The sequence below is a fragment of the Aeromonas sp. S2(2024) genome (genome assembly GCF_041402505.1).
Lineage (GTDB): Bacteria > Pseudomonadota > Gammaproteobacteria > Enterobacterales > Aeromonadaceae > Aeromonas > Aeromonas media.
In genome coordinates this window covers 208,285-230,579 of record NZ_JBGLRL010000004.1, presented here as the reverse complement: position 1 = coordinate 230,579, position 22,295 = coordinate 208,285, and the positions used below count along the sequence as shown (strand labels likewise).

The window sequence follows — 22,295 nt, the reverse complement described above, 5'->3', positions numbered from 1 at the left end:
TTTCTCGTCACATAAGGGCATGTCATGAGCGAGCGCTATATCGGATTGATGTCGGGTACCAGAATATGGCATGGCATTGAGGCCGTGACCCTATTCCCCAATCTCCTGCTCTCTAGTACGACCCGCAATTGAGGAGACACCATGGCTGAGCGCTATATCGGATTGATGTCGGGCACCAGCATGGATGGCATCGATGCCGTGCTGGTCACTCTGGATGGGGAAACCCTTCGGGTGGAGGCGGCGCTCTGCCATCCCTGGCCAGAGGCAACGGCCCGCGAGCTTCACGCCCTCTGCACCCCGGGGGAGAACGAAATAGACCGCATGGGCGTGGCCGACAATCGCGTGGCGCAGGAATTTGCCGCCGCCACCCTGGCGCTGCTTGCCAAGGCAGGGCTTGAGCCCAAGGATATCCGTGCCATCGGCTCCCACGGCCAGACGGTGCGCCACCGCCCCCAGCTCGGCTTTACCCTGCAGATAGGCAATGCGGCACTCTTGGCTGCCCTCACGGGTATCGATGTGATTGCCGATTTTCGCACCCTGGACATGGCCCTAGGCGGTCAGGGGGCGCCGCTGGTGCCCGCCTTCCATCAGGCCATTTTTGCCAAACCGGGCGCCCTGCGGGTGGTGCTGAACCTCGGCGGCATCGCCAATATCTCAGTGCTGTCGGGCCAGACCGACGGGGGCTCTGGTTCAGGGGTATATGGCTTCGATACCGGTCCCGCCAACACCCTGCTCGATGGCTGGTATCGCCGCCATCAGCCCGACGGCGGCAGCTATGACGCCTGTGGCCAGTGGGCGGCCAGCGGCCAGCTTGTTCCCGAGCTGCTAGCCAAGCTGCTGGCTCACCCCTACTTCGCCGCCCCCGCCCCCAAGAGCACAGGGCGAGAGATGTTCACCCTGGAGTGGCTAGACCACGAGCTGGCAGGCACGGCATACGCCCCGGTGGATGTACAGCGCACCCTGCAGGCCCTCAGCTGCCACAGCATAGCCCGCCAGCTGCCCGCGGTGGATGAGACGCAAACCAGGCCAGAACTGTTCGTCTGCGGCGGTGGCGCCCACAACGGCCCCCTGCTGGGGGAGCTCGCCACCCTGCTGCCCCGCTGGCACATCGCCAGCACGGCCGAGCTGGGGCTCGCCCCCGACTGGGTGGAAGGAGCGGCCTTTGCTTGGCTGGCCATGTGCTTTGTCCACCGCAAGCCCGGCAACCTGCCCGCCGTCACCGGCGCCAGCCGACCGGCGGTGCTGGGTGCCCTCTATCCTGCTTGAGCGGGCAACCTGCGCACACGAACAGAGAGGGCGGCACATGCCGCCCTCTCTGTCATTGTCCGGCTCTGCCGTCAGCCGTTATCGACCGTGTTCATTCCCCTTCTATTTTCCGCTGCAATTTCATTGCATAAATCTGGATGTCATATATAGCCCATATTGGTTGATTACGGCGGCTCGCTTGCGTCAATGACATCGTCGTCATGCAGCCTGGGTGAATGATATTTCCCGCCTCTGTTGCAAGGGTCGAAAACGGACACTGGTTAGCATATTTTTGATGTTGCTGACAGCCCCGTCCATGGGCATAAAATGCATAGCCATTCATATTGGAGTGCATGAACAGCAAAACATTGCCGATGATTAACCCTTTATTCACAGAATTGATCAACGACGGCCCGGTACAAACCCACGCACTGCGGCCATTTCCCTTATAAGGCGCGTTATGACACCCGGTCAGCCGTTATATATGGTGAATTGAACCGCATTTTAGCTATATTTCAGAGCATTGAGCCACCTCATAGAAATGCGATCCCGGTTTGCATCCCCTGGTCGGCCCCCCATAGAATCCCCCTGTCTGAATCATCAACCCGATCCATTTCTCCATCAGCCGCTCGCCCACGCAGGCGACGTCGAAGCAAGACTCGAAACAGCGATGACTGTTTTCCGTATCACCCGTCGTCATTCGTCGGGAACGGACAACTGTTGCCGAAATAAAGCGAGGTGTGCGGCAAACGAGGAAGGAAGGCGTTGACCCTACATCAATAAAGAGAAAGGAGTATCGCCATGAGTGGTACCATCATCAAGTCAGCCAGAAATACCCCCAATGCACCGCAGGATCTGGGCCCCTGCACCCAGAGCGTGGCCTTCTCCCACTACAACAATATTGCCGCCCAGCTCCCCGTCGATCCCAGGACAGGCAAGCTGGTAGGTGGCGATATCCAGGCCCAGGCCAGACAGTGCCTGACCAATATCCAGGCCATAGTCGAGAGCATCGGCCACGTCATGGATGACATGGTGAAAGTCACCCTCTTCCTCAAAGACATGGGGGATCTGGAGGCGGTCAACGCCGTCTATCGGGAATTCTTCCCCCGCAACCTGCCGACCCGTACCGTGCTGGCCGTGGCAGCCCTGCCGCTGGGCGCCGCCATTCAGATGGACGCCCTGCTCTCCAACGGGGAAGGCACCTTCCCGCAGGCACCCTGCCCGCTGCTGAAACTCTCCCGCAACAGCGACAAGGCACCGCAGGATCCACTCTCGACCCATACCGTCGCCTTCTCCCACTACAACAATATCGGTGCCCAGCTGCCGGTGGATACCGCCACCGGCCAGCTGGTTGCCGGTGGCATCCAGGAGCAGGCGGCCCAGTGCCTGCGCAATATCAAAAACGTGCTGGAGAGCATCGATGTGCCGTTTGACGATATCGTCAAGGTCACCGTCTATCTGACCAGCCTGGTGGATCTGGACGCCGTCAACGAGGTTTACCGCACCTTCTTCCCGGACTCCGCCATCGCCCGCGCCGTCGCCTATCTGCCGGCCCGCAGCGTGATCGCGGCCTCCGCCCTGCCGCAGGGTGCCAGGGTGCAGATGGATGCGGTGATCTCCCACGGTGACGGCACTCCGCCGCAGCTGGTAGAAGACAGACACAATCTGGTGATCATCGCCCGCAATACCGACAAGGCGCCGCGCAGCCCGCTCCATTGCCAGAGCGTCGCCTTCTCTCACTACAACCATATCGCCGGCCAGCTGCCGATCGACATGGCCACCGGCAAGGTGCTGACCGGCTGTATCCGTGAGCAGACCGCCCAGTGCCTCGGCCATATCAAGACCATCGTCGAGAGTATCGGCCACGTGATGGACGATATCGTCAAGGTCAATATCCAGGTGAAGAACATCGAGGATCTGGACGCAGTAAACGCCATCTACACCAACTACTTCCCGAGCTATCTGCCCGCCCGCACCGTCATTGGCGTGAGCGAACTGCCCGCCGGCGCCCTGATCCAGATGGATGCCGTACTCTCCAATGCGGAAAGTACCCCGCCTTTGGTTTAAGAGATTGTTTTAGCAGTAAAAAGACACCGGCTTCGGCCGGTGTCTTTTTACTGAAACTCAAAACGTATCTGAAATAAATTTAGACTGTATTTTTATAAAAAAGCTCGAAAACGTAATAACTATACGACTTCCTCGTAGTTTAAATACTCTTCCACTCTTTTATTTAAATGCTCGTGAGCTGCATTGGAAATATCACATCCCATTGCTTTTCTACCAAGATTTTCAGCTGCAACTAAAGTTGAACCAGAACCAAAAAATGGGTCTACTACCAAATCACCATGACCTGAACTCTGTGATATAAGAGTCTCTATTAATGCAACTGGTTTCTCTGTGGGATAGCCACGATGAACGCGTTTGCACTCCAAAACGTCAGGTACACCAAGGTCATTTAATTTCCTTTTTCCTTTTTCAAAGAAAAGGATAAATTCATATTTTGCTCTATAATGATATCCCATCCCAATTGCCATTTTATTCCATACTATGGGCTTCCAAAACTTAAAGCCAACTTTCTCTGCAATGGGTTTGACATAAAACATTGTTTCTTGATCACAAAACAAATAGAAATGTGAGTTTTTCTTTAACACTCGATAAAGCTCTATAAATAAGCTTTCAAATCTCTCATTTGGAAAGATATCAAACCATTGATTATTTGAACCATCACTTACTTTGAGTCGTGTTGTCGTCCCAATTTTACGGTGTTTTTCAAGAGATTCATATGGAGGGTCTGTGATAACAAGATCAACGCTTGCATCTGCAAGCGTTGACAACCAACTCACGGCATCATTACAAAATAGATTCATTTTCCCTACTTAAAAATAACTACAAAGTTTACCACTCAAGTATACCGTTGATGGTTCACCAGGCTCTAATGTCCGGCAATCAACACAGTAACTTTGATCACCTTGAGGATTCGTTGGTGTCACGCGTGCGGGGGTTTGACCAAAAGCCTCTGGATGGCGATGAAAAACATGTTCACTACCATGTGTGTCAGAGCACCGAGGGCAGGACTTGTATTCATGGCCCAACTGATCACGCTTATGTAAAACGCCGATATTCAATTGTTTACTACAACATTGGCAAGGCATCTAAATACTCCCTATTTTAGGCTTTGAAAAATTCAGAGTTCATCAGCACTCTGATCTCTATTTCATAGTAATGATTTTAAACATATCAATACTAAGGCCTAACCTACTGTCAAAAGGGTCTTGTATGAAGCCTTTTTATCTTACTTTGAGATCCTCGTCATTATGTTTATTGAATCATATAAATTCAGAAACCCTGACGAGGTATAAGATTTGTCGTGTAAAAAAAGCGCCTCCATAAGGAGGCGCTTTTCAATTCAGTACCAAGCAATCAGTAATTACAGGGACTCTGCGGTCGCAACCACGTTTTCCACGGTAAAGCCGAATTCCTTGAACAGCAGCTCGGCCGGGGCGGACTCACCGAAGGTGGTCATACCGATGATCTTGCCGCCGAAGCCCACGTACTTGTACCAGTAGTCGGCGATGCCCGCTTCGATGGCGACACGCTTGGTGACGCTGGACGGCAGGACGGACTCCTTGTACTCGGCAGATTGGGCGTCGAACACGTCGGTGGCCGGCAGGGAGACCACACGCACGGCGCGGCCCTTGGCGGTCAGCTGCTCATAGGCGGCGACGGCCAGCTCCACTTCGGAACCGGTGGCGATCAGGAGAAGCTCCGGGGTACCGGCGCAATCCTTCAGCACATAGCCACCCTTGGCCACATCGGCCAGTTGCTGGGCGGTACGGTCCATCTGGGGCAGGTTCTGACGGGAGAAGATCAGGGAGGTCGGACCGTCGGTACGCTCGATGGCGTGCTTCCAGGCGATGGCGGACTCTACCTGATCACAGGGGCGCCAGGTGCTCATGTTCGGGGTCAGACGCAGGGAGGCGATCTGCTCGACCGGCTGGTGAGTCGGGCCATCTTCACCCAGACCGATGGAGTCGTGGGTGTAAACGAAGATGGCACGCTGCTTCATCAGGGCGGCCATGCGCAGGGCGTTGCGGGCGTACTCCATGAACATCAGGAAGGTGGCGCCGTAGGGGATGAAACCACCGTGCAGGGCGATGCCGTTCATGATGGCGGACATGGCGAACTCGCGCACACCGTAGTGAATGTAGTTGCCGGAGGCATCTTCATTGGTCAGGGACTTGGAGCCGGACCACATGGTCAGGTTGGACGGCGCCAGATCGGCGGAACCACCCATGAACTCCGGCAGCAGCTTGCCGAACGCTTCCAGGGCGTTCTGGGAGGCCTTGCGGGTGGCGATCTTGGCCGGGTTGGCTTGCAGGGTCTCGATGATCTTGGCGGACTCTGCGGCCCAGTTGGCCGGCAGCTCGCCAGTGGTGCGACGCTTGAATTCGGCAGCCAGGGTCGGGTGCGCGGCTTCATAGGCGGCAAACTTGGCAGCCCAGTCGGATTCGAGCTTGGTGCCCTTTTCTTGCGCATTCCACTCGGCGGCGATCTCGGACGGGATGACGAACGGTGCGTGGTCCCATTTCAGGAAGGCACGGGCGGCGGCAATCTCGTCGTTGCCCAGCGGTGAGCCGTGGCAGTCGTGGGAGCCGGACTTGTTCGGGGAACCGTAACCGATGATGGTGCGGCAGCAGATCAGGGTCGGCTTGCCGATCTCGGCCTTGGCGGCTTCGATGGCGGCATTGATGGCTTCCGGGCTGTGACCGTCAACGGCCGGGATGACGTGCCAGCCGTAGGCTTCGAAACGCTTGGGGGTGTCGTCGGTGAACCACCCTTCCACGTGACCGTCGATGGAGATACCGTTGTCATCCCAGAACGCGATCAGTTTACCCAGTTGCAGGGTACCGGCCAGGGAGCAAGCCTCGTGAGAGATACCCTCCATCAGGCAGCCGTCGCCCATGAAGGCGTAGGTGTAATGGTCAACGATGTCGTGACCCGGCTGGTTGAACTGCTCGGCCATGGCCTTCTCGGCGATCGCCATGCCCACGGCATTGGTGATGCCCTGACCCAGCGGGCCAGTGGTGGTCTCGATGCCGGGGGCATAACCGTACTCCGGGTGACCCGGGGTGCGAGAGTGCAGTTGGCGGAAGTTTTTCAGATCATCGATGGAGAGGTCGTAACCGGAGAGATGCAGCAGGGAGTACAGCAGCATGGAGCCGTGGCCGTTGGACAGCACGAAGCGGTCACGGTCGGCCCACTTGGGGTTATTCGGGTTGTGCTTGAGGTGGCCACGCCACAGCACTTCGGCGATATCTGCCATTCCCATGGGGGCGCCCGGGTGACCGGAGTTGGCTTTTTGAACGGCATCCATACTCAATGCGCGAATGGCATTGGCAAGCTCTTTACGAGAAGGCATCTGTATCTCCTGCGATTGCTTCATTTGATGGCCAAGATTAAGGCGCGTTATTGTCCCAGCAGGGCGGGCGCGGTGCAAATATTATCTGGGCGAATAAAGTGGCTTTGGGAGCACAATCGCTTTTCTGGCCCGGGAAAACGATTCAATCCGCCCCCTCCCTTACCTCCATGGAGGTGGATCCAGGCTGCACCTTGGCCCGGCCGGGTCCAACCCCAAATAGTGCTGGCAATCACCCTGTGACCTAATTAAAATAGACGTCCAGATGTAGATACCTCTACAGACATACTGTCATTTTCCGGTTATGGCCAAGGCGATAACCCCATACGAATCGAGAACCAATCATGGCAAAGCTGTTTACTTCCGAGTCGGTCTCCGAAGGCCATCCCGATAAAATTGCCGACCAGATCTCCGATGCGGTGCTGGACGCCATCCTGGTGCAAGACACCAAGGCCCGCGTCGCCTGCGAGACTCTGGTCAAGACCGGTATGGTGATGGTGGCCGGTGAAGTAACCACCTCTGCCTGGGTCGACATCGAGCAGATCGTGCGCGACACCGTGCGCGAGATAGGTTACACCCACTCCGACATGGGCTTCGATGCCGACTCCTGCGCCGTGCTGAACGCCATCGGCAAGCAGTCCCCGGACATCAACCAGGGTGTCGACCGTACCGACCCGCTGGAGCAGGGCGCCGGTGACCAGGGCCTGATGTTCGGCTACGCCACCAACGAAACCGACGTGCTGATGCCCGCCCCCATCACCTACTCTCACCTGCTGGTGAAGCGTCAGGCCGAAGTGCGCAAGAACGGCACCCTGCCGTGGCTGCGCCCGGATGCCAAGAGCCAGCTCACCTTCGCCTACGACAGCGAAGGCAAGATCCTGGGTGTGGATGCCGTGGTGCTCTCTACCCAGCATTGCGACTCCATCAGCCACAAGGATCTGGTGGAAGCGGTGCGCGAGGAGATCATCAAGCCGGTGCTGCCGGCCGAGTGGATCAACAAGGACACCAAGTACTTCATCAACCCGACCGGCCGTTTCGTCATCGGCGGCCCCATGGGTGACTGCGGCCTGACCGGTCGCAAGATCATCGTCGACACCTACGGCGGCATGGCCCGTCACGGTGGTGGCGCCTTCTCCGGCAAAGATCCGTCCAAAGTGGACCGTTCTGCCGCCTACGCCGCCCGCTACGTGGCCAAGAATATCGTTGCCGCCGGTCTGGCTGCCCGCTGTGAAGTCCAGGTCTCCTACGCCATCGGCGTGACCGAGCCGACTTCCATCAGCGTCGAGACCTTCGGCACCGGCAAGGTCGCCGAGGAGCTGCTGGTCAAGCTGGTGCGCGAGTTCTTCGAGCTGCGCCCCTACGGCCTCATCGAGATGCTGGATCTCAAGCGTCCCATCTACCAGGCAACTGCCGCCTACGGCCACTTCGGCCGTGACGAGTTCCCCTGGGAGAAGACCGACAAGGCCGCTCTGCTGCGCGACGCCGCCGGTCTGTAAGGCTGGCCGTTGTGATAAAAGGGGAGCCTGGCTCCCCTTTTGCTTATCCGCTACCCGACGAGACCTCGATGTCTGCCACCAGAGCCCAACTCGACGCTTCCCTGCTCCAGCTGCTGCACCAGCGGGTCGACGCCTGCTTAGTGCAGGCGGAGGCACGCCTTGGCCGCCCCTTCCCGCGCCCGCAGGTGCACTGCAACATGCGGGGCCGAGCGGCGGGGTCGGCACGGCTGCAAACCTGGGAGCTGCGCTTCAACCCCGCCCTCTATCAGGCCAATCAACAGGCCTTTCTGGCCGAGGTGGTGCCCCATGAGGTGGCGCACCTGCTGGTCTATGCGCTCTGGGGGGAAGGACGCGGCAAGTCGCGGGTGCTGCCCCACGGCCGCCAGTGGCAGTCAGTGATGCGGGAGGTGTTTGCGCTCGCCCCCAACACCACCCACAGCTTCGATCTCGCCGTGCTGGCCCAGCGCACCCATGCCTACGCCTGTGCCTGCCAGCAGCATCAGCTCTCGGTGCGTCGTCACAACAAGGTGGTGCGCGGCGAGGCCCGCTATCACTGCCGCCGCTGTCGCCAGCCCCTGGTGCTGACAGCGGATTGAGTCAACCCGTGTCGCGCCCCTGTGATAGGGTACGCGGCTTCTTCATTCACTCGTTTCATTGCCAAGGATCTTCATGTTTCGCCCTCTGATTTCCCTCTGCCTGGCCCTGCTGGTCAGTGCCCCGGCCCATGCCCAGGCCCCCCAGACCTTTCGCGCCGCCAAGCAGGATCTGAACAAGCTCTATCAGAGCCACCCCACCACCTTCTATTGCGGCTGCAACATCAAGTTCAGCGGCAAACAGATGGCCCCGGACTGGGAGAGCTGCGGCTACCTGCCGCGCAAGCAGGCCAATCGCGCCTCTCGCATCGAGTGGGAGCACGTGGTACCCGCCTGGGAGTTCGGCCACCAGCTCCAGTGCTGGCAAGAGGGCGGGCGCAAGAACTGCGGCAAGAGCGACGAGTTCAACAAGATGGAGGGGGACATGCACAACCTCTTCCCCGCCATCGGCGAGGTGAACGGCGATCGGGCCAACTACCGCTTCTCCGACTGGAACGGCAAGCCGAACCAGTACGGCAAGTGCCAGATGCTGGTGGACTTCAAGGATCGCCGGGTGCAGCCGCCCAAGGGGCCGGTGCGCGGCCAGATAGCCCGTGCCTACCTCTACATGGGCCAGCAGTATGGGCTGCGCCTGGCCGCCCAACAGCGTAAACTGTTCGAGGCCTGGGACAGGCAGTACCCGGCCGACCGCTGGGAGTGCGAGCGCAACAGCCGCATCGGCAAACTGCAGGGCAATACCAACCCCTTCATTGAAAAGCAGTGCCAATAGCCCCATTTGACAGGGAAGGGACACCCCCTTCCTATCATGAAACGTTTCAATATCTGTCGCGAGAGGCTGTCAGCAAGGTAAAGAGCAGCGCAGGAACCGGAGTGTATGTGAATACATGAGGATTCCGAGCAGCACATGAGCCTTGATCACTGCCTCGCAGTAAGATATTGAAGCGTTTCCAAGCAAGAGACTGTGATCAGCCATGCGCATTCCACGTATCTATGAACCGGCCGCCCTGCAGGTGGGCCAGACTCTCGCCCTGTCGGAAGACGGTGCCAACCACATCGGCCGGGTGCTGCGGATGCAGCCGGGTCAGCAGCTCGAGCTGTTCAACGGCGACGGCAACCAATATGCCGCCACCATCACTGCCGTCGGCAAGAAGTCGGTGGACGTGCGCATCGACAGCTGCGAGGCCCGCTCGGTGGAATCCCCCTTCGCCATTCATCTGGGCCAGGTGATCAGCCGTGGCGACAAGATGGACTTCACCATCCAGAAATCCGTGGAGCTCGGCGTCACCTGCATCACCCCGCTCTTCTCCGAGCGCTGCGGCGTCAAGCTGCCCGCGGACAGGCTGGAGAAAAAACGCGAGCAGTGGCAGAAGGTGGTGATCAGCGCCTGCGAGCAGTGCGGCCGCAATCTAGTGCCCAAGGTACGCATGCCCATGGAGCTGGACGCCTGGCTGGCGGAAGAGACCCAGGAGCTCAAGCTCAACCTGCACCCGCGCGCCCCTTACAGCATCAACACCCTGCCGGTCCCCGAGCACGGGGTGCGGCTGCTGATCGGCCCGGAAGGGGGCTTGTCCAGCGACGAGATCGCCCGTACCGTGCAAGAGGATTTCAAGGAGATGCTGCTGGGGCCGCGGGTGCTGCGCACCGAAACCGCCGCCCTGACCGCCATCACTGCGCTGCAGTGCCGCTTCGGCGATCTCGCCTGAAACAGGTTTTAAGAATCTCACTCGCAATCGAGCCACCAGAAGGAATCTCGGATGACCATCAAACTCGGCATCGTGATGGACCCCATCTCGGCCATCAACATCAAGAAGGACTCCAGCTTCGCCATGCTCGAAGAGGCGCAAAAGCGTGGCTATGAGCTCTTCTATCTGGAGATGAAGGATCTTTACATGCAGGCCGGTCGCGCCTTTGGCACCATGCGCCCGCTGACCGTCAAGCATGACTACGCCCACTGGTTCAGCCTGGGCGAGGTGATCGATCAGCCGCTCTCCAGCCTGGACGTGATCCTGATGCGCAAGGATCCCCCCTTCGACACCGAGTTCATCTACGCCACCTACATGCTGGAGCGAGCCGAGGACGAGGGTTGCCTCATCGTCAACAAGCCCCAGAGCCTGCGCGACGCCAACGAGAAGCTCTACACCGCCTGGTTTGCCGAGCACACCCCGACCACCCTGGTCACTCGCCGCGCCGACAAGCTGCGCGCCTTCCACGCCGAGCACAAGGACGTGATCCTGAAGCCCCTGGATGGCATGGGCGGCGCCTCCATCTTCCGCATGAAGGAAGATGACGCCAACGTGGGGGTCATCATCGAAACCCTCACCGCCCACGGCAGCCAGTACTGCATGGCCCAGACCTTCCTGCCCGCCATCAAGGACGGCGACAAGCGGGTGCTGGTGGTGGACGGCGAGCCCGTGCCCTACTGCCTGGCCCGGATCCCGGCCCAGGGGGAGACCCGTGGCAACCTGGCGGCCGGCGGCCGCGGCGAGGCGCGCCCCTTGAGCGAGGCTGACTGGGCCATTGCCCGTGCGGTCGGCCCCACCCTCAAAGAGAAGGGGCTGATCTTCGTCGGGCTCGACATCATAGGCGATCGCCTGACCGAGATTAACGTCACCAGCCCGACCTGCATCCGCGAAATCGAGGCGGCCTTCCCGGTGCATATCACCGGCATGCTGATGGATGCCATCGAACGCCGGCTGGGACAGTGACCCTGATTGACGGGCCGGGGAATGCCCTCTCGAGGCCGTCACCCAGACAGTGACACCACAGGGGCCAACGCGGCCCCTGCTCTTTTCGGTTGCGTGACGATGTGAGCCAGCGCCCGGACTTCCGGTTTCTCTGCGCGAAAAAGCGGTTTTGCCCGCCGCCGTCAACTGCCATAATCACCCCAAATACCTTTGCACTCTTTGATATCTATGCAAACACTGCAAAACCATTTTCTGCTCGCCATGCCGAGCCTCACGGACGTCTACTTCGAACGCTCCCTGGTCTATCTGTGCGAGCACAGCAGCGAGGGAGCCATGGGACTGGTGGTCAACATCCCGGTGGACATGTCCCTGGACGCCATGCTGACCAAGCTCAAGCTGAACCCGCCCGCCACCGCCGAGATGAAACAGCCGGTGCTGCAGGGCGGCCCGGTCCATGCTGATCGCGGTTTCGTGCTGCACAGCTTCAGGCCCGGCTTCAACTCCACCCTGCAGGTGAGCGACGAGATGATGGTCACCACCTCCAAGGACATCCTCGAGACCCTGGGCACGGACGAGGCCCCTGACCACTGGCTGGTGGCGCTGGGCTATGCCGGCTGGAGCGCAGGGCAGCTCGAGCAGGAGCTGGTGGATGGCGCCTGGCTGGTGATCCCCCCCAACCCCAGGCTGGTGTTCGACACCCCCATTCACCAGCGCTGGCAGCAGGCCGCCGCCAGCATAGGCGTCAATCCCCTGCATCTCTCCAGCCAGGTGGGGCACAGCTGATGATGTTTGACACGCACATCCACCAGCGCTGGCAGCAGGCCATTGTCGTCATCAGCATAGGCGTCAATCCCCTGTATCTCTCCAACCAGGTGGGACACAGCTGATGATGTTTGACACGCGCATTCACCAGCGCTGGCAGCAGGCCATTGTCGTCATCAGCATAGGCGTCAACCCTCTGCATCTCTCCAGCCAGGTGGGGCACAGTTAGATCCCTTGTCACGCTCTTTAGTTGGTGCAGTTCCCATTTAGTGCCCCTCATCCCCAGCCCTTCTCCCGCGAGGGGAGAAGGGGGTAAATCGGCACGTTTCGGATATATCTGCGGCAACCTGTCAGCTAAAACGGAGTTAGCCAGATTCGAGCGAGCATAACCTCACCCTAGCCCTCTCCCTTCGGGAGAGGGCTAGGGTGAGGGGATACGACATCTTTTTATTCATCTTTTTTCGAGGACATCCATGTCATCACGCAGCATCATGGGCTTTGACTACGGCACCAAGAGCATCGGCGTCGCCATCGGCCAGGAGCTCACGGGCACGGCCCAACCCCTTCGTTCCCTCAAGGCCAACGACGGCATTCCCAACTGGGACGAAATTGAAAAGTTGCTCAAGGAGTGGCAGCCGGATCTGCTCATCGTCGGCCTGCCACTGAACATGGATGGCACGGATCAGGAGATCACGGTGCGGGCCCGCAAGTTCGGCAACCGCCTCCATGGCCGCTTCGGCAAGCCGGTGGAGTTCAAGGACGAGCGGCTCACCACCACGGACGCCCGCGCCCGCCTGTTCGAGCGCGGCGGCTACAAGGCGCTGGACAAGGGCAGCGTGGACGGGGTCTCCGCCCAGCTAATCGTCGAAGCCTGGATGGAAGAACAATACGGTTGAACCCGGGGGCCGGCCAGGCCCCCTGCATCAGGCATCTCCCGCCGGCGCCAGCGCCGCCCCTCCCCCGCCCCACGGGAACAGGGCCAGTCCCTGCGCCGCCATGCCATAGAGCCGCTTCGTCTCATTGCGCAGCCACATCACCTTGGCATCCTGGTTGTGGCGCTTGTGCCACAGCAGGATGAAGGCTATCTCCAGTTGAACATAGAGTGCCTCAGGGAGCGGCAGGGGCATGGCGATCAGGTTGCCGTGGTGGCGGGCGGCATAGCCAGCGCAATAGGAGGGCACCACCGCAATCAGCTCGTGACACGACTGGGAGGCGATGTGCAGGGCCTGCTCGAAGCTTGCGACCATGATGGGCACCTCACGCCTTTGCCCCTCGTCCTCCAGCAGATCGTCCAGCGCCCAGCTGTCGCTGGCCTCCCACACCACGCTTATCTGGGGACAGGCCAGAAAGTTCTCCAGCGACCACGTCCGCCCGAGCAGGGGGTGATCCTTGCGCAGGAACACCACGGGGCGATCGGTGAACAGCACCTCGTGGTCGATGTAATAGGGCAGCCGGTTGACCCTGGCCTGGGAGCGACCATGGGTCTCCCGGGCGCAGAAGCCGAGATCCGCATCCCCGTTGACGATGTCGTTGAGGGAGTGGTGATCCCACCCCAGCATCCTGACCACAGAGTGGGGGTACTTCTGGTAGATGGTCATGGGCAACTCGCTCAGGAAGCTGATGCCAAAGGGAGACTCCATCACCAGGCTGAAGCGGGCCCCCTCGGGGATCGCCTCGCTGTTGAGGGTACTGATGCTCTCGGTGAGCTGGAACCAGGTCTTGAGCTCCTCCTCCAGGGTCAGGGAGAGCTGGGTCGGCTGCAGCCCCTGCCGCACCCGCACCAGAAGGGGATCGTCAAACCAGTCCCGCAGCTTGGCGAGCGCCTTGCTCACCGTCGAGGGGGTGACGCAGAGCTTCTTGGCCGCCCCTGACACGCTGCGCTCCTGCATCAGGTGCTTGAAGACCACCAGCAGGTTCAAATCCAGTTCACCCAGGTTGCGCATCTTTCCTCTCCCCTTATCCCCGCGACCGCGCTTTGCGCAGCGCGAGCCATGGTAACAGCCCTTTGACGGCCAGGTAACTGAGCAGGGTCAGCAACAGGGCAGAGATCAGCATCCCGGATGGGGCAACGCCAAGCTGGCCCAGTAGCCAGATATAGAGGCCGGAGAGGCTGATCTGCATGATGCAGAGCAGGGCACTGGCAAATGCCGCCTGGTGCTGGCACTCCGCCAGCGCCTCCCCCATCGCCACCCCGAAACCGCAGGAGAAGCCGATGCAGACCAGGGCAAAGCCCGGCAGCAGTAAGCGAATGTTGCCTCCCAGCTGCCAGTGGCCGAGCAGGAGGCAGGCCGCCAGCAGATAGGCTAGATGGGAAAGCGCCAGCACCCTGTGCTTGCCCTGCCAGCGCAGCAGCAACGGTGTCAGGAAGGACGTTGACATGCTCACCCCGGCCATCACCATCATCACGATGGCGTACTGCTCCGTGGTGAAGCCAAGCCCCTGCATCAGGATCAGCGGCGAGACGCTCACATAGACCAGGATGGCAGTCACGCTGGCGCTGGTCAGCAGCGAGTGCAGCATGAAGCGTGAGGATCGCAGCAGAGCAAAGGGCCGGGTTGTTCCCCCCTGCTGGCGTGCCGGGCGGGTTTCCCTGAGCAGCAGCAGGTTGACCAGGCCGCTGACGGCGGCCACCAGCGCCATCGCCACGAAGATCCCGCGCCAGTCGAAGCGGGACAGGATGAGATAACCGAGCACAGGCGCCAGCACCGGGATGACGCAGATAACCCCGTTGATCATGGAGAGCGCCATCGCCAGCCGCGCCTGGTTCAGCACATCCCGCAGCACGGTAAAGGTCATGATATAGAGCGCCCCCGCCCCAGCCCCCTGCCAGAAACGGCCCAGATAGAACTGACCGATCCCCGTCGCATTGGCCGCCACCAGGGAGGCGATGACAAAGATGAGGGCGCCCCCCAGCACCACCCAGCGCCGGCCATGGCGATCCGCAATGATCCCACCCAGCAGTACGGTGGCCGCCATGCCGAACAGGTAAATGGAGAAGGCGGTGTGGATCTGCGCCTCGCTCGCCTGCAGGGTCTGCGCTATCTGGGGCACCGCCACCAGATAGAGATCGATCCCGACCGGATAGAGGATGATCATCAGGAAACTGCACAGCAGGAAAATACCCATGGATGCTCCATTGCAGAGGGCCTCGCCCACGCAGACCATTGATCGACGACCGTTGACGGCATGGGGGACCGGATGAATATGCGGAGCACTATAGGGGGGGCCTCCCTTCGTACCTAGTGAAGAGATGGCGATCGGGAGATTCCAATTTGGAAATTCTATGGCAAGTGGTGTGCCATTGTGGCCATCAGATGAGGCGTGACGGCGCCGGCGACGCCAAAGAGTACGCCGGGCAATCCCGGCGTACTCGCTTCAATCAACGGGGCCGAGCTGTCACTCGGCCAGCTGACTCAGGATGGCGTGGGCCGTCTCTACCCTGGCCTGGATGGGATAGTTGCGATTGGCCAGCATGACAATGCCAATCCCCTTGGCTGGCACAAAGGCCACATAGGCACCAAAGCCGCCGGTGGAGCCGGTCTTGTTGAAGAGCACCTGGCTACCCGTCTCGTTGGGGGCGGGCGTCGTCGGGTTGGCCTCGAGGATCACCTTGGCCGAATTGCCTGCAAGCAAGGTCTCTTCGGTCACGGGATAGGTGTAACTCTCCCAGCCGAGCCCCTGAGTCATGGCACCCACCGAGTAAACCCCCTTGTGGGTCAGGGCAATCGCCTGCTGCATCGCCTCGTCCCCGGTGCCTGTCATGTTGGCACCGACAAACGTCAGCAGATCCGCCGAGCTGGTCTTGATGCCATAGGCCTCGTCCGCCAGGACCCCCGGGTTGACCCTGATAGGCTTGTCCTCTTTCGAGTAGCCATAGGCGTAGTTCGCCATGGCCTCGGCAGGGACCTTGAGATAGGTGTGCTCGAGACCGAGCCCGGGCAGCAGGGTCTGGCTCATCAACTGTTCAAAGGGTTGGCCCAGGCTCTGGGCCGCGAGATGGCCGAACAGGCCGATGCTGGGGTTGGAGTACTGGCGATGGCTGCCCGCCCGATAGGCAGGCGTCCACTGGCGATAGTAGGCACGCATCTTGTCGATGGAATCCACCTCATCGGGGAATTGCAGCGGCAAGCCCCCGGCGCTGTAGGTGGCAAGCTCGGCCATGGTGATACCGTCAAAAGCCGATCCCTTCAGCCAGGGCCCATGCTGACTCACCTTGTCATCGAGCTTGAGCGCCCCCTTCACCACGGCATAAGCCCCAAGCGTTGCCGTAAGAGTCTTGCTGACCGATCCAATCTCGAACAGGGTCTGCTCGCTGACACGGGCGCCGCTCTCCCGGTTGGCCACCCCGTAGTTGAAGTAATGGGCCTTGCCATCTTTCAGCACCGCCACCGCCATGCCCGGGATCCGGTGCTCCTTGAGCACGGGCCGGATACTGGCATCCACCAGGGGGCGCAGGGGATCGGCCTGGGTGTCCGCCGTGGCCTGGGCCAAACCGGCCCAGAGCAGCGTGCTCGCCATCAGCAATGTCATCCGCACCTGTTGTTGCATGGTCATTTGTCCTCTCGGTTGTTTTGGTTCGCCGCACCAGCGACGAGCTATGGGGCCAGCATAACGAGCCAAGGTGTGCTGGATGTGAAGTGGCGTGAAGTATCGTCGCTGTTGCCAGGAAGGCTTTCAGCCAACCCCCCTTGTGAGTCCAGCCATCCCATGCCACCGCCTCGGGCAGGCACAAGCCATATAGAAGAGGGGAGCCAATGGCTCCCCTCTTTCATTATCCAACCAGATCAACGCAGGGCTCAGGCCTGCTTGCTCTTGGGTGGGTTGTCCCAGATCCCTGCTTCCAGCTGGCTGCGGATCTCGGGGTACTTGTTGGCATCGAAGGTGGGAACGCGACCCACCTTGAGCTGATCGTTGTAGTCCTTGGCCAGCTTGATGGCGACACCAGAGAGCAGCAGGATGGCGATCAGGTTGACGATGGCCATCAGCCCCATGGAAACGTCCGCCAGGGCCCACACAGTCGGCAGCTCACCCACGGAGCCGAACATCACCATGCCCAGCACGAACATCCGGAACAGCATCAAGCCGCCCTTGTGGTTGTGCTCCAGGAACACCAGGTTGGTCTCGGCGTAGGAGTAGTTCGCGACGATGGAGGTGAAGGCGAAGAAGAAGATGGCCGCCGCGATGAAGATGTTGCCACCACCACCGACCTGGGAGGAGAGCGCACGCTGGGTCAGCTCGACCCCGGTGACCCCTGAACCTGGCTCAAACTGGCCGGACATCAAGATGATGGCGGCAGTACAGGTACAGATGACGATGGTGTCGAGGAAGACCCCCAGCATCTGCACATAACCCTGGGACGCCGGGTGCGGCGGATAGGGCGTCGCGGTCGCGGCGGCATTGGGCGCAGAGCCCATGCCGGCTTCGTTGGAGAAGAGACCACGCTTGATGCCGTTGATCATCGCCTGGGAGATGGCGTAACCCATGGCCCCTGAACCCGCCTGCTCGATGCCGAAGGCAGACTTGATGATCAGGACAAAGACCCCGGGCAGCTCGCTGATGTTCATGGCCACCACGAACAGTGCCATCAGGATGTAGGCCAGCGCCATGAAAGGCACCACCAGTTCGGCGAAGCGGGCGATACCGCGGATGCCACCGAAGATGATGAGACCGGACAGCACCACCAGTGCCAGGCCGCTCACCCAGTCAGGGATGCCGAAGGCGACGTTCATGGCCAGGCTGATGGAGTTGGCCTGCACCGCATTGAACACCAGACCGAAGGCCAGCAGCAGACAGAGGGAGAAGACCACGCCCATCCAGCGCATGCCGAGACCGCGCTCCATGTAGTAAGCCGGACCGCCGCGATAGTTGCCGTCTTCATCCTTGACCTTGTAGAGCTGGGCCAGGGTACTCTCGACGAAGGCGGTGGCCATGCCGATGAAGGCGATCAGCCACATCCAGAAGATGGCACCAGGCCCCCCCAGATAGATGGCGACGGCCACACCGGCCAGGTTGCCGGTGCCCACACGGGCAGCCAGGCTGGTACACAGGGCCTGGAAGGAGGAGATGCCGGCACTGTCGGATTTGCGGCTATTGCGCAATACCGAGAACATGTGGCCGAAGTGACGGACCTGGATAAACCCCAGGCGGAAAGTAAAGAAGAGTCCGACCCCGATGAGCAGGTAAATGAGCACGGCTCCCCACATCAGGTCGTTAATCATTGCAATCAAGGTGTCCATAATTCTCTCGTTGTTATCACATCCATGGTCAGTCTGCGCTGACCGCTCTCTGTCAATTTCCGAATTAGCATTGCGCCGAAGGGGCGGAATCTAGCATAGGGAGGGAATTCAGAATAGTGATAGGGCTCACTGGAAAGACAAAAAACGAGCGGTTTGATGCAAAAAAGCTTCATTTAGCACGCAAATAATCAACAAAACTTGATGCATCACTCCACATCCGACAATGAAGACCCAAAGGAGAATCATTCTACCATGACTCCCATGGCAGTAAAAATGGATGAAAGAAAAGACCCCGGGAAGACAAGCGTTTGCCTCTGAAGCCACCCAGACAGGGGGGTGTCACGCCAAACGTTTTACACGTAATTAAATTTCAAGTAGCTGACAATAGTATTTGTGTGACGCACTGCACAGAATGGAGAATCAACTAAAAAAGTTGCTTTTTTGCCGGTCGCCGGCCGCTGGTATAAAATTAATAAAAATCGTTTTTTATCATACACTTTCATCCCATCACGCCCCCCCCTTCCACCACCTGGGTAATTCGCATACAAGCCCCCCTATTGCAGGAAGCGCCACATCCGTATTAATTAGGCAGGCAGTGGCGATGGGCCTTCCCCATCGTGCTTTTCTGAGCCTGAGTCGCCGGGATTTTGTAATTTAATTTCAGAACGGCCGTCTCACGCCCGCCACCCCCGAGCCTGCGCCCTCGCCAAGAGAGTGCGCCCTCATAAAGAGATGATATTTGCCATGGCCGATAAATTAACCCAGCTGAAAGCCCTGACCACAGTTGTCGCCGATACCGGTGATATCGAAGCCATCAAGCGCTACCAGCCCATCGATGCCACCACCAACCCCTCCCTGGTGTTGAAGGCATCCGAGATCCCCGAGTACGCGGCGCTGATCGAAGACGCCATCAGCTGGGCCAAGTCCCAGAGCCAGGACAAGGCACAGCAAATCATCGACGCGGGCGACAAGCTGGCGGTCAACATCGGTCTGGAAGTGCTGAAAATCGTTCCGGGCCGCATCTCCACCGAGGTGGATGCCCGTCTCTCCTTCGACACCGACGCCAGCATCGCCAAGGCCCGCAAGCTGATCCGCCTCTACAACGAAGCCGGCATCAGCAACGATCGCATCCTGATCAAGCTGGCCTCCACCTGGGAAGGCATTCGCGCCGCCGAAGTGCTGGAGAAAGAAGGCATCCAGTGCAACCTGACTCTGCTGTTCTCCTTCGCCCAGGCCCGCGCCTGTGCCGAAGCTGGCGCCTTCCTGATCTCCCCGTTCGTGGGCCGCATCCTCGACTGGTACAAGGCCAAGCACAACCGTGACTACACCGCGAGCGAAGATCCGGGCGTGGTCTCCGTCACCGCCATCTACGACTACTACAAGCAGCACGACTACCAGACCGTGGTGATGGGTGCGAGCTTCCGCAACACTGGCGAGATCCTGGAACTGGCTGGCTGTGACCGCCTGACCATAGGCCCGGCCCTGCTGGAAGAGCTCAGCAAGACCGAAGGTACCGTGGTGCGCAAGCTGAACTACACCGGTGAGCGCAAAGCCAAGCCGACCCCCATGACCGAAGCGCAGTTCCGCTGGGAGCTGAACCAGGACGCCATGGCGGTCGAGAAGCTGGCAGAAGGCATCCGTCTGTTCGCCGTCGATCAGGGCAAACTGGAAACCATGCTGGCCAGCCACCTGTAAAAGACGGCCTAAGCCATCTCGGGCAGCCTCTTCCACAGGAGGGGTTGCACCGATAAAACCGGGCTCCCGCAAGGGCAGCCCGGTTTTTTTTATCTGCCTTCCCGTTTGTCACAACTTGGTCATAAAAACGTTTTATTTTCAAATGCGTCGTGTTATACGGATGGTGAAAACCATAAAACCAAGGAGGGAGCCATGGACATGTTCAACTTCGATTTTGACGAGGTCGTTGAGCTGGGTTCACGTAGCCGCGGGACAACGGGAAAGAAACGTAAATGGCGTGAGATCGAGGCGCTCAAAGACAAGCACCGCCTGCAGAAGGAGCTGCAAGCCATCGATATCGCCTATGAAGGTTCGGAAGAACTGGAGCTGTAGCGCCACCGCCGTCACGATGACGGCACAGACGTGCTGACACATAAAACAAACGTCCCGGCCAAGCCGGGGCGTTTGTTTTTTAGTCCACCTGCCATTCAGGACGAGGGGGGCAACGAGAGCTGCTTGGCCAGCGCCTGGAAGTGCTGGCTCACCTCGACCCCGAACAGGGGATCATTGATGGCCCTGTTCTGCCAGAGCTGCTCGAGATGGCGCCAGTCATCCTCGGTCAGGGAGTCACGCAGATGAGGGAAGATCACCCCCTCCTCGTAGTTCATGTGCGCCTCCTGCTGCTCGATGAACTGCTCCAGCTTGGCGGTAAACTGCTCCAGCGGAATGACCGCATCCATCAGGATCATCTCCACCATCTCCTTGAGTTCGGTGCCGGCCACCAGCAGGCTGGCATGCTCCTCATGCAGGCGGTTGGCGACCTCTCCCTCCACCACCCTGTATTTCAGGTAGTAGTCATAGATCATGTCTTCCTTGGGGTGATGGTGCTTGTCGGAGACCTCCCGCAGGTAGTCCACCACGTCCCGCAGCAGGAAATAGCTCACCTGCTGTTCATGGCGGATGGCGGCCAGCTTGTGCTTGAGCAGCGTCAGCAGCCTGGCGATGTTGAGATGGTCCTTATGCAAACTGGATAACATGGGCACTCCTTGCACTGAATTGAAAAAGATCCTGTCTCGAGTATACGGTCATTTATTACGCGAACTTTGCACTCAATCAAGTCAGATGCACACAATCCTCGCCCGACCGCCGGTACCAGCCCAAGCGACGCAGGCGACCTGGCAACCCTGCACGCCCTTGCCCCCCAGAGGCGGGAAAGGCGGTCAGACCGGCACGGGCTGGCTATGGCAGACAGAGAGCCAGTCGATGGGGCTCATCCCCTGCTGCACCAGCAGGCGGTTTGCCTCCGAAAAGTGGCCACACCCGATGAAGCCGCGGTGAGCGGACAATGGGCTGGGATGAGGGGCCGTCAGCACATGATGACGCGCCCGGTCGATGAAGCGCCCCTTCTTCTGGGCATGAGCTCCCCACAGCAGGAAGACCACCCCCTGACAGTGGGAATTGATCCGCTCTATGACCCTGTCGGTGAAGGTCTCCCAGCCCAGATGGGCATGGGAGTGGGCCATGCCCGCCTGCACCGTCAATACCGTATTGAGCAACAGTACCCCCTGGGTTGCCCAGGATTCCAGGAAACCGTGACTGGGTGTGACAAATCCCGGCAGATCCCGCTGCATCTCCTTGTAGATGTTGACCAGGGAGGGGGGCGTACGCACCCCTGGCAGCACGGAGAAGCAGAGGCCGTGCGCCTGATCCGGTCCGTGATAGGGGTCTTGCCCCAGGATCACCACCTTGACACTGTCCAGCTCGGTCAATTTGAAGGCATTGAACACCTCGGTCGCCGGAGGATAGATGACCTTGCCCGCTTCCCGCTCCTCCCTGACGGTCGCCAGGGTTGCCTTGAAATAGTCCTGCTCTTTCTCCGAGCCGATCACATCCTTCCAGGTCAGCACGCCAGTCTCCTCTCTCTGTGAATCCACTACCTCTGACACCCCAATATCCTCAATGAATGCAGCAAGGGGCTCAGGATAGGGGGCCAGGCAGCAAGACGCAACCGTGGCTCGGCTATGGGAGATGGCCGGCCCAGTGTCCGCCTCCCCCCCTGGCGCCCTGTCTATCGAGATGACGATCGATGGCCGCAGCCATCGGCGCACTGGCGGCCACGCCACCTGGCCACCCAGCGGCGCCCTACCCTGATCTGATTAGACACCCACCTCTGACCTTGTAAGGGAAAT

At 59.7% G+C, this 22,295-nt stretch carries 20 protein-coding genes; 11 read left to right on the top strand and 9 right to left on the bottom strand.

The window, feature by feature from the left end; translation table 11 throughout:
* Positions 1-141 precede the first annotated feature (141 nt).
* Positions 142-1,266, top strand: coding sequence for an anhydro-N-acetylmuramic acid kinase (locus ACB039_RS06780; RefSeq protein WP_371165353.1), 1,125 nt, complete (start codon positions 142-144; stop codon positions 1,264-1,266).
* A gap of 91 nt (positions 1,267-1,357) precedes the next feature.
* Here the strand turns inward: ACB039_RS06780 and ACB039_RS06775 are convergent, their stop codons facing one another.
* Positions 1,358-1,639, bottom strand: a complete 282-nt coding sequence (locus ACB039_RS06775; RefSeq protein ID WP_371165352.1) for a hypothetical protein — start codon at positions 1,637-1,639, stop codon at positions 1,358-1,360.
* Positions 1,640-2,046: 407 nt separating this feature from the next.
* Between ACB039_RS06775 and ACB039_RS06770 the strand changes: the two genes are divergently transcribed.
* Positions 2,047-3,312 (top strand): RidA family protein, encoded by a 1,266-nt coding sequence (locus tag ACB039_RS06770; RefSeq protein ID WP_371165351.1) that lies wholly within the window; start codon positions 2,047-2,049, stop codon positions 3,310-3,312.
* Positions 3,313-3,431: 119 nt separating this feature from the next.
* Here ACB039_RS06770 and ACB039_RS06765 read toward each other — a convergent pair whose 3' ends face one another.
* Together ACB039_RS06765 and tkt are read right to left on the bottom strand one after the other, a co-directional pair.
* Complete coding sequence (locus tag ACB039_RS06765; RefSeq protein WP_139435597.1) at positions 3,432-4,112, bottom strand: site-specific DNA-methyltransferase; 681 nt, start codon at positions 4,110-4,112, stop codon at positions 3,432-3,434.
* A gap of 560 nt (positions 4,113-4,672) precedes the next feature.
* Positions 4,673-6,664, bottom strand: a complete 1,992-nt coding sequence (gene tkt / locus ACB039_RS06760; RefSeq protein WP_371165350.1) for a transketolase — start codon at positions 6,662-6,664, stop codon at positions 4,673-4,675.
* Between the two features lie 341 nt (positions 6,665-7,005).
* On the opposite strand from tkt, the gene metK reads away from it, so the two are divergent.
* From metK to ruvX, 7 genes are all read left to right on the top strand, one after another.
* Entirely contained in the window at positions 7,006-8,157 is a 1,152-nt protein-coding gene (metK, locus tag ACB039_RS06755) for a methionine adenosyltransferase (protein WP_371165349.1), read from the top strand.
* A 68-nt stretch (positions 8,158-8,225) separates the two neighbouring features.
* Complete coding sequence (locus ACB039_RS06750) at positions 8,226-8,753, top strand: SprT family zinc-dependent metalloprotease (RefSeq protein WP_218409424.1); 528 nt, start codon at positions 8,226-8,228, stop codon at positions 8,751-8,753.
* A 73-nt stretch (positions 8,754-8,826) separates the two neighbouring features.
* Positions 8,827-9,519, top strand: coding sequence for an endonuclease (locus ACB039_RS06745; RefSeq protein ID WP_005330560.1), 693 nt, complete (start codon positions 8,827-8,829; stop codon positions 9,517-9,519).
* A 202-nt stretch (positions 9,520-9,721) separates the two neighbouring features.
* A complete protein-coding gene (gene rsmE / locus ACB039_RS06740) occupies positions 9,722-10,453 on the top strand; it encodes a 16S rRNA (uracil(1498)-N(3))-methyltransferase (protein WP_371165348.1) in 732 nt (243 codons plus the stop codon).
* A gap of 51 nt (positions 10,454-10,504) precedes the next feature.
* Positions 10,505-11,455 carry a glutathione synthase gene (gshB, locus tag ACB039_RS06735; RefSeq protein ID WP_042650729.1) on the top strand — a complete coding sequence of 317 codons (951 nt, stop codon included), beginning with the start codon at positions 10,505-10,507 and terminating at the stop codon, positions 11,453-11,455.
* Between the two features lie 207 nt (positions 11,456-11,662).
* Positions 11,663-12,217: a YqgE/AlgH family protein gene (locus tag ACB039_RS06730; RefSeq protein WP_005330563.1), complete on the top strand. Its 555-nt coding sequence runs from the start codon at positions 11,663-11,665 to the stop codon at positions 12,215-12,217.
* A 452-nt stretch (positions 12,218-12,669) separates the two neighbouring features.
* Positions 12,670-13,092 carry a Holliday junction resolvase RuvX gene (gene ruvX / locus ACB039_RS06725; protein ID WP_025326196.1) on the top strand — a complete coding sequence of 141 codons (423 nt, stop codon included), beginning with the start codon at positions 12,670-12,672 and terminating at the stop codon, positions 13,090-13,092.
* A gap of 27 nt (positions 13,093-13,119) precedes the next feature.
* Here ruvX and yidZ read toward each other — a convergent pair whose 3' ends face one another.
* The 4 genes from yidZ to ACB039_RS06705 form a co-directional block, all read right to left on the bottom strand.
* Positions 13,120-14,139 carry an HTH-type transcriptional regulator YidZ gene (gene yidZ / locus ACB039_RS06720; protein WP_005330566.1) on the bottom strand — a complete coding sequence of 340 codons (1,020 nt, stop codon included), beginning with the start codon at positions 14,137-14,139 and terminating at the stop codon, positions 13,120-13,122.
* A gap of 13 nt (positions 14,140-14,152) precedes the next feature.
* Complete coding sequence (locus ACB039_RS06715) at positions 14,153-15,322, bottom strand: MFS transporter (protein ID WP_371165347.1); 1,170 nt, start codon at positions 15,320-15,322, stop codon at positions 14,153-14,155.
* A gap of 270 nt (positions 15,323-15,592) precedes the next feature.
* Positions 15,593-16,744, bottom strand: a complete 1,152-nt coding sequence (blaMOX, locus tag ACB039_RS06710; protein ID WP_371165374.1) for a CMY-1/MOX family class C beta-lactamase — start codon at positions 16,742-16,744, stop codon at positions 15,593-15,595.
* A 248-nt stretch (positions 16,745-16,992) separates the two neighbouring features.
* Positions 16,993-18,432, bottom strand: coding sequence for a sodium:alanine symporter family protein (locus tag ACB039_RS06705; RefSeq protein WP_041205244.1), 1,440 nt, complete (start codon positions 18,430-18,432; stop codon positions 16,993-16,995).
* Between the two features lie 744 nt (positions 18,433-19,176).
* On the opposite strand from ACB039_RS06705, the gene tal reads away from it, so the two are divergent.
* Positions 19,177-20,127: a transaldolase gene (tal, locus tag ACB039_RS06700; protein WP_226171915.1), complete on the top strand. Its 951-nt coding sequence runs from the start codon at positions 19,177-19,179 to the stop codon at positions 20,125-20,127.
* 192 nt (positions 20,128-20,319) lie between these two features.
* Positions 20,320-20,499, top strand: a complete 180-nt coding sequence (locus ACB039_RS06695; protein ID WP_025326190.1) for a DUF3545 family protein — start codon at positions 20,320-20,322, stop codon at positions 20,497-20,499.
* A gap of 95 nt (positions 20,500-20,594) precedes the next feature.
* Here the strand turns inward: ACB039_RS06695 and ACB039_RS06690 are convergent, their stop codons facing one another.
* Positions 20,595-21,143, bottom strand: a complete 549-nt coding sequence (locus tag ACB039_RS06690; RefSeq protein ID WP_041205240.1) for a hemerythrin domain-containing protein — start codon at positions 21,141-21,143, stop codon at positions 20,595-20,597.
* A gap of 183 nt (positions 21,144-21,326) precedes the next feature.
* Positions 21,327-22,013, bottom strand: coding sequence for a uracil-DNA glycosylase (gene ung / locus ACB039_RS06685; protein ID WP_268434397.1), 687 nt, complete (start codon positions 22,011-22,013; stop codon positions 21,327-21,329).
* Positions 22,014-22,295: the final 282 nt, after the last annotated feature.